Origin of the sequence: Aquipseudomonas ullengensis (genome assembly GCF_014174475.1) — a bacterium.
Lineage (GTDB): Bacteria > Pseudomonadota > Gammaproteobacteria > Pseudomonadales > Pseudomonadaceae > Aquipseudomonas > Aquipseudomonas ullengensis.
In genome coordinates, this window is record NZ_JACJUD010000006.1 from 159,888 (window position 1) to 172,241 (window position 12,354).

At 61.7% G+C, this 12,354-nt stretch carries 14 protein-coding genes and 1 tRNA gene; 10 read left to right on the top strand and 5 right to left on the bottom strand.

What is annotated here, in order from left to right; genetic code table 11:
- Window positions 1-101: 101 nt before the first annotated feature.
- From hisF to hisB, 5 genes are read right to left on the bottom strand one after another with little or no spacing between them, the layout of a single operon-like run.
- A complete protein-coding gene (gene hisF, locus H3H51_RS17495) occupies window positions 102-872 on the bottom strand; it encodes an imidazole glycerol phosphate synthase subunit HisF (protein WP_173211434.1) in 771 nt (256 codons plus the stop codon).
- Window positions 873-882: 10 nt separating this feature from the next.
- Window positions 883-1,620, bottom strand: a complete 738-nt coding sequence (gene hisA, locus H3H51_RS17500; protein WP_183090357.1) for a 1-(5-phosphoribosyl)-5-[(5-phosphoribosylamino)methylideneamino]imidazole-4-carboxamide isomerase — start codon at window positions 1,618-1,620, stop codon at window positions 883-885.
- A gap of 37 nt (window positions 1,621-1,657) precedes the next feature.
- Window positions 1,658-1,915, bottom strand: a complete 258-nt coding sequence (locus H3H51_RS17505) for a DUF2164 domain-containing protein (RefSeq protein WP_183090358.1) — start codon at window positions 1,913-1,915, stop codon at window positions 1,658-1,660.
- Window positions 1,916-2,554, bottom strand: coding sequence for an imidazole glycerol phosphate synthase subunit HisH (gene hisH, locus H3H51_RS17510; protein ID WP_183090359.1), 639 nt, complete (start codon window positions 2,552-2,554; stop codon window positions 1,916-1,918).
- On the bottom strand, window positions 2,555-3,148 hold the full coding sequence (gene hisB / locus H3H51_RS17515) for an imidazoleglycerol-phosphate dehydratase HisB (RefSeq protein ID WP_173211426.1): 594 nt from the start codon (window positions 3,146-3,148) through the stop codon (window positions 2,555-2,557). It abuts the gene before it with no gap.
- 322 nt (window positions 3,149-3,470) lie between these two features.
- Between hisB and H3H51_RS17520 the strand changes: the two genes are divergently transcribed.
- The 10 genes from H3H51_RS17520 to H3H51_RS17565 all read left to right on the top strand — a co-directional run bounded on the left by H3H51_RS17520 (window position 3,471) and on the right by H3H51_RS17565 (window position 12,201).
- The gene (locus H3H51_RS17520) at window positions 3,471-3,869 is read left to right on the top strand and encodes an acetyl-CoA sensor PanZ family protein (RefSeq protein WP_183090360.1); all 399 of its coding nucleotides are present in this window, start codon (window positions 3,471-3,473) and stop codon (window positions 3,867-3,869) included.
- A 149-nt stretch (window positions 3,870-4,018) separates the two neighbouring features.
- Window positions 4,019-6,244, top strand: a complete 2,226-nt coding sequence (locus tag H3H51_RS17525) for an AsmA family protein (protein ID WP_183090361.1) — start codon at window positions 4,019-4,021, stop codon at window positions 6,242-6,244.
- A complete protein-coding gene (mutY, locus tag H3H51_RS17530; protein WP_183090362.1) occupies window positions 6,241-7,320 on the top strand; it encodes an A/G-specific adenine glycosylase in 1,080 nt (359 codons plus the stop codon). Before H3H51_RS17525 ends, mutY begins: the two co-directional genes overlap by 4 nt.
- Window positions 7,317-7,589 (top strand): oxidative damage protection protein, encoded by a 273-nt coding sequence (locus H3H51_RS17535; RefSeq protein ID WP_183090363.1) that lies wholly within the window; start codon window positions 7,317-7,319, stop codon window positions 7,587-7,589. Before mutY ends, H3H51_RS17535 begins: the two co-directional genes overlap by 4 nt.
- 127 nt (window positions 7,590-7,716) lie before the next feature.
- Window positions 7,717-7,792 (top strand) — tRNA-Phe (locus H3H51_RS17540).
- Window positions 7,793-7,970: 178 nt separating this feature from the next.
- Entirely contained in the window at window positions 7,971-9,182 is a 1,212-nt protein-coding gene (locus tag H3H51_RS17545) for a tyrosine-type recombinase/integrase (protein WP_183090364.1), read from the top strand.
- A 6-nt stretch (window positions 9,183-9,188) separates the two neighbouring features.
- Entirely contained in the window at window positions 9,189-9,809 is a 621-nt protein-coding gene (locus H3H51_RS17550; RefSeq protein ID WP_183090365.1) for a DUF3631 domain-containing protein, read from the top strand.
- 162 nt (window positions 9,810-9,971) lie between these two features.
- On the top strand, window positions 9,972-10,214 hold the full coding sequence (locus tag H3H51_RS17555; protein WP_183090366.1) for a helix-turn-helix transcriptional regulator: 243 nt from the start codon (window positions 9,972-9,974) through the stop codon (window positions 10,212-10,214).
- A 71-nt stretch (window positions 10,215-10,285) separates the two neighbouring features.
- Window positions 10,286-11,863 carry an AAA family ATPase gene (locus tag H3H51_RS17560; protein WP_235981414.1) on the top strand — a complete coding sequence of 526 codons (1,578 nt, stop codon included), beginning with the start codon at window positions 10,286-10,288 and terminating at the stop codon, window positions 11,861-11,863.
- Window positions 11,863-12,201: a hypothetical protein gene (locus H3H51_RS17565; RefSeq protein WP_183090367.1), complete on the top strand. Its 339-nt coding sequence runs from the start codon at window positions 11,863-11,865 to the stop codon at window positions 12,199-12,201. Before H3H51_RS17560 ends, H3H51_RS17565 begins: the two co-directional genes overlap by 1 nt.
- Window positions 12,202-12,354 lie beyond the last annotated feature (153 nt).

Below are 12,354 nucleotides of genomic sequence, written 5' to 3' on the forward strand. Positions count from 1 at the left end.
GGCATAAAGGGTTTTAGTTCAAAACAGCATCGATTGCCCGCAAAGCCTTGTCATCCGGGAGGATGAAGGGGCGCATTGCGCGCCCCTGCGGGGTGTTTCGATTAGCGCACCACGATGCCACGACTGGCCAGGTAGGCCTTGGCTTCCGGCACGGTGTATTCGCCGAAGTGGAAGATGCTGGCCGCCAGCACGGCGTCGGCCTTACCTTCGAGGATGCCAGCCGCCAGGTGCTCGAGATTGCCGACGCCGCCGGAGGCGATTACCGGGATACCTACGCTTTCACTGATGGCACGGGTAACGCCGAGGTCGTAGCCGCTCTTCACGCCGTCCTGATCCATGCTGGTCAGGAGGATTTCGCCGGCGCCGAGATCTTCCATTTTCTTCGCCCAGAGCACGGCATCCAGGCCAGTCGGCTTGCGCCCGCCGTGGGTGAAGATCTCCCAGCGCGGAGTTTCGCCGGGCAACGATACTTTCTTGGCGTCAATGGCGACGACGATGCACTGCGAGCCGAAACGCGCGGCCGCCTCGCCAACAAATTCGGGGGTGAATACCGCCGCCGTGTTGATCGACACTTTATCGGCGCCAGCATTCAGCAGGTTGCGAATGTCCTGCACGGTGCGCACACCGCCGCCGACGGTCAGCGGGATGAACACCTGACTGGCCATGCGCTCCACCGTGTGCAGGGTGGTATCGCGGCCGTCGACGCTGGCGGTGATGTCGAGGAAGGTGATCTCGTCGGCACCCTGCTCATCGTAGCGACGGGCGATTTCCACCGGGTCGCCGGCATCGCGGATGTTCTCGAACTGCACGCCCTTGACCACGCGACCGTTGTCGACGTCGAGGCAGGGGATGATGCGTTTGGCCAGCGCCATGTCGAAATCCTCAGCCTTTATAGGCGTCGCAGAAGGCTTGGGCCTCGGCGACATCCAGGGTGCCTTCGTAGATCGCGCGGCCGGTGATGGCGCCGATGATGCCCGGCGAGCGAGCCAGCAGCAGCTTCTCGATATCACCGAGGTTGTGGATGCCGCCGGAGGCGATCACCGGGATCTTGCTGGCGGCGGCCAGGGCCGCAGTGGCCTCGACGTTGCAGCCCTGCATCATGCCGTCTTTGGCGATATCGGTATAAACGATGGCGGACACACCATCGGCCTCGAAGCGCTTGGCCAGGTCAGTGGCCTGCACGGTGGAGACCTCGGCCCAGCCGTCGGTGGCGACGAAACCGTCTTTGGCATCCAGGCCGACGATGACCTTGCCCGGGAAGGCTTTGCAGGCATCGGTGACGAACTGCGGATCTTTCACCGCCTTGGTGCCGATGATCACGTAGCTGACGCCGGCCTTGACGTAGGCCTCGATGGTTTCCAGCGAGCGGATGCCGCCGCCGATCTGGATCGGCAGATTCGGGTAGCGCTTGGCGATGGCGGTCACCACTTCGCCGTTGACCGGCTGGCCTTCGAAGGCGCCATTGAGGTCGACCAGGTGCAGACGGCGGCAGCCACCCTCGACCCACTTGGCGGCCATGCTCACCGGGTCATCGGAGAACACCGTGGAGTCTTCCATGCGGCCCTGGCGCAGACGCACGCAGGCGCCGTCCTTGAGATCGATAGCGGGGATAATCAGCATCGGTTGAACCTGCTCAAGTCGTGAATTCGGTGAAGGGTCAGCTCTTCTCGAGCGCCCACAGGTCGCTCTCCAGGCTGGCAAAACGGTCGGACAGCACCGCCTGCACATCGGAGATCGCCTTGTTGTAGTAATGCGGAGCAATGTCGCGGCTGATCAGGTCGAGCACTTCCTGCACTTCGAACGAGCCCAGCTCGAGCTCGAAGCGGTCCTCGAGGAAACGCCCCAGCGCCTTCAATGCCGCCTGTTGCTGGGGCCCTTCGAGCTCCAGCAGTGGAACTTTCTTGCCCCGGCTCATTCAGGCGCGACCATCCCAGCCGACGAAGTTCTGCAGCAGCTGCAGGCCATGGGTATGACTCTTCTCCGGGTGGAACTGCACGGCGAACTTCGAGCCTTCGGCCAATGCCGCAGCGAAATCCTTGCCGTAGTGCCCGCCACCGACCACCTGGGCTGGGTTGCCGGCTTCGATGTAGTAGCTGTGCACGAAGTAGAAGCGTGCCTGGTCAGGAATCTCGTGCCACAGCGGGTGCTCGACCACCTGCGCCACCTGGTTCCAGCCCATGTGCGGCACTTTCAGGTGCGCGCCGTCTTCATGCAGGTTTTTGCCGAAGAAGCGCACCTGGCCGGGGAACAGGCCGATGCAATCGACCCCGTCGTTTTCCTCGCTGCGCTCCAGCAGGGCCTGCATGCCGACGCAGATACCAAGGAACGGCCGATCCTGGCTGACCTCGCGCACCAGGCTGTCGAAGCCCAGGCGCTTGATCTCGGCCATGCAGTCGCGAATCGCGCCAACACCGGGGAACACCACGCGGTCGGCTTCGCGAATCACCGCGGCATCGCTGGTCACCAGCACCTTGCCGGCGCCCACGTGCTCAAGGGCCTTGGCCACCGAGTGCAGGTTGCCCATGCCGTAGTCGATTACTGCAACCGTCTGCATTTATAGGCAGCCCTTGGTCGACGGCATCTGCCCAGCCATGCGCGGGTCCAGCTCGACAGCCATGCGCAGGGCGCGGCCGAAGGCCTTGAACACCGTTTCGATCTGGTGGTGGGTGTTGGTGCCGCGCAGGTTGTCGATGTGCAGGCTGACCAGGGCGTGGTTGACGAAGCCCTGGAAGAACTCCTGGAACAGGTCCACGTCGAAGCCACCGACCACCGCGCGGGTGAACGGCACGTGCATCTGCAGGCCCGGGCGACCGGAGAAGTCGATCACCACGCGCGACAGCGCTTCGTCCAGCGGCACATAGGAATGGCCGTAGCGGGTCATGCCCTTCTTGTCGCCGATGGCCTTGGTGAAGGCCTGACCGAGGGTGATACCGACGTCTTCCACGGTGTGGTGGTCGTCGATATGCAGGTCGCCCTTGCACTGGATGTCCAGGTCGATCAGCCCGTGGCGGGCGATCTGATCGAGCATGTGCTCGAGGAACGGCACGCCAATATCGAACTTGGCCTTGCCCGTACCATCCAGGTTGATCGAGACCTTGATCTGGGTCTCCAGGGTGTTGCGCTCGACGGATGCCGTACGTTCGGCCATCACCAGCTCCCGAAAATGCTTGCGGAAAAGGCGGGCATTATAGGCGGGGCGCGGCTTGGACGGCTACCCAAAGGCGGCTGTGCGTCGGCCATGCCGCGTTAGCAATGGCCGCGGGCTGCTCATTTACAACGCGTGAACTCCGCACCCTCGGCCATTCGACTCGCTGGCGCTCACCCGTAGGGCCAGCCTGCGGCTGTTCTCCCGCTGGTCGTTTTCCCTTGCCTGGCTCTAGCTCGCGCGCCTTTGAACAGGCTCTGCGGCAGGACTATCGGCGCGATTGAGCTGACTTTACACTGCGCCACCTGCCTGCGAGGAAGCCGCGATGCCCGTGCTTGTCGAGATCGTCACCCGCCCATCGGCTCAGGATCACACCGACCTGACCAAGGTCTACGCCGATGCGCCGGACTGGCTGCTCGCCCCCTATGCCAGCGCGGACGCACTGATTGCCCGCGGAATCGGCGAGACCCGACTGATCGCCGGCCGCTTCAACGACCGCCTGCTGGGCGCCGCCCTGCTGAGCCGCGACGAAGACTGCTGGCGCCTGTCGCACCTGTGCGTGCGCAAGGTCACGCGCAAGCGCGGCGTGGCCCGGCGCATCCTCGACGAGGCCCAGCGCATGGCCCGCGAAGCCGGCAAACCGCTGCACCTGGCAGCGCCCCGCGGCCATCTGGAAAGCCAGGCCCTGGCAGCCCGCACTGGCTTGCCGCTGGATAATCTGTAGCCTAGGCCGCAGACAAACCCCGCAGCCCCACCGGGGAACCGCAGCCCGTCACGCCCCTCCAACCTCTGGCGGGCAATAGCCCAGACGCATCCGGGCCGACGTTATACTCGCGCGCTCGACACCAGAACCCACCACACAAGGACTCGTTCATGAAATCTATCGGCAAAATCCTGGGCCTGACCTTCCTCGGACTGCTGCTGATCGTGATCGGCCTGGGCTTCGCCCTCACCCACCTGTTCGATCCCAACGACTATAAGGACGAGATCCAGCAACTGGCGCGCGACAAGGCCAACCTGGAGCTCAAGCTCAATGGCGACATCGGCTGGAGCCTGTTCCCCTGGCTCGGCTTGGAACTGACCGACGCCACCCTGGCCAGCGCCGCCACGCCGGACAAGCCCTTCGCCGACCTGCGCCTGCTGGGCTTCTCGGTGCGCGTGCTGCCACTGCTGCGCAAAGAAGTGCAGATGAGCGATATCCGCATCGACGGCCTCAACCTGACCCTGCAACGCGACGACAAGGGCCATGGCAACTGGGAGCAGATCGGCAAACCGGCCAAAACCAGCGATGCCGCCGCGACCAGCCCGGCGGACACCGCCAGCGCCGAACCCACCGCGCAAGCACCCGCCGAGCGCAGCGACACCCCGCTCAAGCTGGACATCGACAGCCTCACAGTGAGCAACTCGCGCATCGACTACCACGATGCCCGAAGCGGCAAGCAGTTCGGCGCCGAAGGCATCGAGCTGACCACCGGCGCCATCCGCGAAGGCGCGAGCATTCCCCTCAAACTCACCGCCTACCTCGCCGCCAACCAGCCACTGCTGCGCGCCAAGACCAACCTGCAGACCCAGCTGCGCTTCGACCGTGCACTCAAACGCTACCAGCTCGAAGACCTCAAGTTGTCCGGTGAAGTCTCCGGCGAACCGCTCAAGGGCAAGACCCTGACCTTCGCCACGGAAGGCCAGCTGCTGCTCGACCAGGCTGCACAGATCGCCGAATGGACCGGCCTGAAACTCTCCGCCAACCAGCTGCGCGCCCTCGGCGAGCTGAAACTGCGCAACCTGGACCAGGCCGCACAACTGGAAGGCAATCTGTCCGTTGCCCAGGTCAACCTGCGCGAATTTCTCACCGGCGTCGGCGTCGAACTGCCCCCCATGCGCGATGCGACCAGCCTCGGCCAGTTCGAGCTGTCCAGCCGCCTGGCCGGCTCGCCCAACAGCCTGGCCTTCAACGACCTGGCGCTGAAACTCGATGGCAGCAGCCTCAGCGGCTCGCTGGCCATCAGCGACTTCGCCAAACAGGCCCTGCGCGTGCAACTCAAGGGCGACACGTTCAACGTCGACCGCTACCTGCCGCCGCAGGACAAGGACGCCAGCGCCGGCGTCGCCCGCAAGAACGAGGTCAAGCAGGCCGTGGCCGCCGCCGGCAAGAACGGCAACAGCGAGCTGCCCAGCACACCGAGCCAGCAGGCCTGGAGCGACAAGCCCATGCTGCCACTGGAGCAGCTGCGCAAACTCGACGTGCAGGCCGACCTCAGTTTCGGCCAGCTGACCCTGAGCAAACTGCCAATCGAGAGCGCCAAGCTCCAGGCCACCGGCAAGGATGGCGTGCTCAACCTGCAGGAATTGCGCGGCGACCTGTATGGCGGCGAGTTCAGCGCCAAGGCCCAACTCGACGCGCGCCCAGCCATCCCGCTGCTCACCGCGCAGAAACGCATCAGCCGCATTCCCGTCGAGAAACTGCTCGAAGCCCAGGGCGAGAAACCGCCCGTCAAAGGCCTGCTCGATCTCAACGCCGACATCCGCACACAGGGCAACAGCCAAAAGGCCTGGATCGACGCACTCAACGGCAAGGCCGACTTCAGCCTGAGCGACGGCGCACTGCTCGACGCCAACCTGGAGCAGCAGCTGTGCCAGGGCATCGCCACCCTCAACCGCAAGTCCCTCAGCAGCGAGCCGCGCGGCAAGGACACGCCCTTTGAGGAACTGCACGGCAGCCTGACCTTCCACAATGGCGTAGCCAGCAACCCCGACCTCAAGGCCCGCCTCCCCGGCCTGGCGGTCAGCGGCGACGGCGACGTCGACCTGCGCGTGCTGGGCATGGACTACCGCGTCGGCATCACCCTCGAAGGCGACCAGCGCGCCATGCCGGACCCGGCCTGCCAGGTCAACCAGCGCTACGTCGACATCGAGTGGCCACTGCGCTGCCGCGGCCCGCTGGAGCTGGGCGCCAAGGCCTGCCGCCTGGACAAGGACGGCATGACCAAGGTCGCCTCCAAGCTGGCCGGTTCCAAGCTCGAAGAAAAGATCGAAGAGAAACTCGGCGACAAGGTCAGCCCGGAACTCAAGGAAGCACTCAAGGGCCTGTTCAAGCGATGACCCCCGCGCAATTCAATGGCGCCGTGCTGGCCTGGTATGACCAGCACGGGCGCAAGGACCTGCCCTGGCAGCAGGACATCAACCCGTACCGGGTGTGGGTCTCGGAAATCATGCTGCAGCAAACCCAGGTCAGCACTGTGCTGGGTTACTTCGACCGCTTCATGCACGCCCTGCCGACGGTCAAGGACTTGGCCGAAGCGCCGGAAGACGAAGTGCTGCACCTGTGGACCGGCCTCGGCTACTACACCCGCGCGCGCAACCTGCAGAAGACCGCGCAGATCGTCATGCGCGAGCACGGCGGCGAATTCCCCCGCGATGTCGAGCAACTCACCGAACTGCCCGGCATCGGCCGCTCCACTGCCGGCGCCATCGCCAGCCTGAGCATGGGCCTGCGTGCACCGATCCTCGACGGCAACGTCAAGCGCGTGCTCGCTCGCTACGTCGCCCAGGAAGGCTATCCGGGCGAACCGAAGGTGGCCAAACAACTGTGGGCGGTGGCCGAGCGCTACCTACCCAGCGAGCGGGTCAACCACTACACCCAGGCGATGATGGACCTGGGCGCCACGCTGTGTACCCGCAGCAAGCCAAGCTGCCTGATCTGTCCGCTGCAGAGCGGTTGCCAGGCGCACCTGCTGGGCCTGGAGATCCGCTACCCGATCGCCAAGCCACGCAAGGCGCTGCCGCAGAAGCGCACGCTAATGCCGATCCTGGCCAATCGTGACGGCGCCATCCTGCTCTACCGCCGCCCGTCGAGCGGCCTCTGGGGCGGACTGTGGAGCCTGCCCGAGCTGGACGACCTCGCCGCCCTCGCCCCACTGGCCAGCCAGCACGCCCTGCAGCTAGGCGCTCGTCACGAACTGGACGGGCTGACCCATACTTTCAGCCACTTCCAGCTGGCCATCGAACCTTGGCTGGTCCACGTGGAGCAGGCCGCGCCTGGCGTGGCCGAGGGCGACTGGCTCTGGTATAACCTCGCCACCCCACCGCGCCTGGGCCTGGCCGCCCCGGTGAAGAAACTCCTCAAGCGAGCCGAACAGGCGCTGAATACCGAATCGATTACTGGAGAGCAGCCATGAGCCGCACCGTCCACTGCCGCAAGCACAAACAAGACCTCCCCGGCCTCGACCGCCCGCCCTACCCGGGCGCCAAAGGCGAAGACATCTTCAACAACGTCTCCAAACAGGCCTGGGACGAGTGGCAGGCGCACCAGACCATGCTGATCAACGAACGCCGCCTGAACATGATGAATGTCGAGGACCGCAAGTTCCTCCAGGCCGAGATGGACAAGTTCCTCTCCGGCGAGGAATACGCCCAGGCCGAAGGCTACGTGCCACCAAGCGCCTGAGCCCTCGAACAGGTCCGCAGCAAACCCTGCGCGCCCACGTAAAAATCGTAAGCGCCCGTTTGTACTGAAATTTTTTCTTTCCCTTGCTTGACACTGCAAAGCCAAATCCGTTTAATAGCGCCCCGTTGCCCAGGTAGCTCAGTCGGTAGAGCAGGGGATTGAAAATCCCCGTGTCGGCGGTTCGATTCCGTCCCTGGGCACCACCTTTCGTTTTCAGGTGGTGTCTAAATCACCCGAAAGCCTTAAAGAACCGGCCCTTGAGCCGGTTTTTTATTGTCTATGCTTCCCAAGATGTCCCGCATAAGCCCTAACAAATGGGGGCTTATGTGGGGGCCTCTTTGGTTCGGTCTCAAAAAGGCCCCCAATGCGGAAGCAAACGACATGTCCCTGACCGACAGCGCCATCAAGGCAGCCAAGCCCCAAGAAAAGCCCTACAAGCTGACCGATGCCCACGGGCTTTACCTGCTGGTTAATCCAAACGGCTCCAAGCTTTGGAAGCTCAAATACAGAGTAGCGGGCAAAGAAAAGAAGCTGGCCCTTGGCGCCTACCCCATCATCGGCCTACAGCAAGCTCGCCAGCGCCGTGAAGAGGCGCGCCAACTAGTGGCCAATGGGCAAGACCCTAGCGCTGCACGACGAGCCGCAAAACACGCACAGAAGGCCACAGAGCTCACGTTCGAGACATTGGCTCGCGAGTGGTACGCCTACAATGCACCTCGCTGGAAAAAGACCACCGCTTACAAGGCCAATCTCTACCTAAAGAACGATATTTTTCCCGGCATCGGCAGCTGGCCCGCTACCACAGTCAACCGCCCCGCACTGGTGGAGCTGGTACGTAAGGTGGAGGCGCGCGGCGCACTGAACGCCGCTGAGAAAATTCGCCAATGGCTCAGACAGATATTTGATTTTGGGATGGCGCGGGGCGTCGTAGAGAGCAATCCCGCCATCGGCCTGAACGTAGTAGCAGCCCCAGCTAAGGCCGTGAGGCACCACCCACACGTTACGTTTGCCGAACTGCCAGAGCTGCTGGCCAAGCTAGACAGCGCCAAGCTGCACGCCTTCACCCGTGCCGCTGTCCGCCTGCTGATCCTTACAGCTGTTCGCCCCGGCGAACTGCGCGCCGCCCCCTGGAGCGAGTTCGATCTTGATGCCGCCACCTGGACGATACCCAAGGAGCGCATGAAGGCCCGCCGCCCGCATGTGGTGCCCTTACCCCGCCAGGCCGTTGCCATTTTGCGCCAGCTCCACGAAGTGACCGGGCGCTATGCCTTGCTCTTCCCCGGCCAGCAGAATCCCGACCGCCCGATGAGCGAGAACACCATCAACAAGGCGCTTCGCCTGATGGGCTACGAAGACCGCCAGACCGGTCATGGTTTCCGTCACCTGTTGAGCACCGAACTGAACGGTCGCAGCTGCTACAACCGCGACTGGATCGAACGCCAGCTAGCCCACGGTGACACCGACGAAATCCGTGACACATACAACCACGCAACCTACCTGGAGCAGCGCCGAGGAATGATGCAGGAATGGGCCGACTCAATAGACACCCTGTGCGCTGGCGCTAACGTAGTGAACATCAAACGCAAGGCGTAACTTTCAATGGCACAGAAACGGCGGAAGCTGGGTAAGAACAATCAAGGCGGGCGGCATACACCGACCGCCCAGGATTTACTTAACCGACCCGCCTTTATGGGCGCACTTGAGGTCGAGAAGAGAGTTTCAGCCGGAGAAAGCTACTACGAAGCCCGCGAAGAAATTGCCCAAAATCTCAAAATCAGCACACGCACCCTTGAACGCAACAAGCTAGCAGGGCAAGCCTTTAGCGCAATGGGTCAGCCGATGGCATCCTGGCAGACCATTGCCCATGCTTTGCCAGGGGAAACAAATCCGTTGTGGCATTCACAGGCTTACGGGAAAACATCAGCAATTGCCCCCCGCCCTGTTAGCCCTTCCACAGTGACCGGCACTGATATTCAGCTCCTGAAACATCTCAAAGAGATTTTCGACGAGACGGGCGCACTCAAGATGCCCAGCGCTGATCTTGTTGCTGCACTGCTCGCCAAGGCAAATTCCCCTTGGAACACCTGCGGCAAATCCAGCAAACCCATGACCGGCAAGCTACTGGCGAACAAACTGACGAAGTTCAGAATCAGACCAAGATATAGCAGCTACTGCCGCGCCCACTTTCATGCTGCATTTAATCGCCATCTCTCTCAATGAAGCATCACAACTCGGATATTTGACCGACACTACCTGCCTGTAAACCCCGAGCTAGAGCGCGCGACAATAGCTAATAGCAACGCTTAATTCCTGTCGTGGTCACTCGACATCTAACCGTTTCCAATGAATGCCATGTCAACACAGCCCTAGGAGGCGACTGTCATGGCCTACGCGACCAAGCTGAACCACCCTGAAATTGCCCACGAGGCGCCGCAGCAGTTCATCAAGCTGTCGGCAGTCAAAGAGCTCACCACGCTTTCCACTTCCGAGATTTACCGCCGTATAGCCACCGGTAACTTCCCCAAGCAAGTAATGCTAGGCCCTAAGTCGTCTGTTTGGGTCATGTTGGAAATATTCGAGTGGCAGCGTGCCCAAATTGAAGCTCGGGAGGGGCAGAAAAAATGAGCCTCCATACACGAAAAAGCCCGGGGACACCCGGGCTCAATCGAAACAGCACTGACGACCTTAATCCTAGCATGAACGACCCGCTCGGAATCGTGCTGAGCCGCCTTGGGAGCTGGCGCCAATCCGGCGAGCGCTACACCGCGAAATGCCCTGCACACGATGACCAACAGCCCTCGCTGAGCTTGTCGCTCGGTAATGACGGGCGCGCACTGATTCATTGTCACGCAGGCTGCCAGACCAATGACGTGCTCGCGGCGATAGGGCTAGAGACACGCGATTTATTCGCCTCTGCCCTGGATGACAAACAGCGCCGGCAATACCACCGCAAAACCTTAGAGAAGGAGCATCTTTTCGAGCGAATGGTCATCGAGGGCGCGTGCGCCGCATCGTCTTGTGACGAAGAGCTGAGTGAAGAAGATTCTTCGCGGTACGCATTGGCGCAGGAGCGAATTATTAGTCTCAACCGGCAGCTCGCGGAACTGGATAAAAAGGAGCACCCCAACATGCCCCCTGTGTCGTCGCTATGGCGTGCTGAGCTGATCTCTGCCGCTTCTATTGTGCCGATACCGATCCTTTGGCTGTGGCCAAGCTGGATTGCTCGAGGGAAATTGACAGTACTGGCCGGTGCGGGCGGCAGCGGGAAATCCACTTTGGCTATCACTTTTGCTGCAATCGTCACGCGCGGCGGACGCTGGCCAGATGACACCTCTTGCAACGCTCCCGGTAATGTCCTGATCTGGTCATCCGAGGACGACCCGGCAGACACTTTGATCCCGCGCCTGAAAGCTGCAGGAGCCGATCTTGAGCGTGTGCGCATTATCAAGGGCCGCTTCAACGATTTGGGCGGACACGAGGCTTTCGACCCTGCTACCGATATCGATCTGCTGTATCAGGAGATGGACTCGACTGGTGGCGCTGCTCTGCTGGTGATTGATCCAGTGGTCTGCGCTGTAAAAGGGGACATGCACCGTGCTAATGACGTTCGGCGATCTCTGCAACCCTTGGTGGATTTCGCCGAGGCTCATCAGTGTGCCGTGCTGGGCATCAGTCACTTCAGCAAGAACACTACTGGATCGCTGCCGGCTGACCGAGTGCTCGGAAGCCAAGCCTTTAGCGCTTTCGCACGCACCGTGCTGGTAGCAGCCAAGCCGGAAGACTCGGATGGCCGCATCCTGGCACGCGCCAAGTCCAACATTAGTGATGACCAAGGAGGCATTAGCTATCAGATCGAACTCTGCACCATCGATGCAGGAATAGAAGCTGTCCGTGTGGTGTGGGGCGAGCACATCGAAGGTAGTGCGCGGGAAATCCTGGCCAGTGTTGAGGGATTTGCAGGCGAGGAGCCTAGCGCTCAGAAAGACGCTGAGCAGTTCCTTGTCAGCCTGCTTTCTGCTGGCCCGGTTCCTGTGGAACAAATTAAGGCTTATGCCAAGAGCGCAGGACATGCTTGGAGAACTGTCGAGCGGGCCAAGAAAAAACTTGGAGCCGAGGCGTACAAGCAGGGCAAAGGTTCATGGTTTTGGCGACTCGGAATAGAAGAACGCCAAACAACCCCGAAGGCCGCCACAAAAAATAGTGACGGTCTTCAGGCAGGAATGACGGCCTTCGGGTCTAACACTTTCGATGAGTCGGACTCGGAGGCCTTCTGATGACTGCCCTCGACTACCTCACCGCTCAAGGATTTTCTGCTTGCCTTGCAGGGGAGCGGTTGATGGTTTCACCTGCCAGCCAACTGACCGAGGACGTGCGCGAATACATCAAGACCCACCGGCTAGAGCTAATTTTGGATTTGGCAGCAAATGATCCACCGCCTCTGGCTTGGGTATGGCTGGAAAATGTAGCTAGTCTGCTTGGATGCTCAGCGGACTACCTGCTGACACAAGGTTCCATAGATCGGTACGACATGAGCGAGCTATATGAGGTTTCACCACACTTGGCAGCTGACCTGGTTGCCAGCGATCCTCAATGGCAAAAGCCGCATCAGTAGCCGAAGAAAACCCAAGCCGCGCCAATGGACTATGCCCCTGGGCATATCCACCACAGCGCCGCCACTGCAGCACCCGAGTGGATTGCAGCCCGTGATGGATTCCATGCCCATGCTTTAGGGCATTGCCCGAACTGCTATCCACCAGCCGAGTGC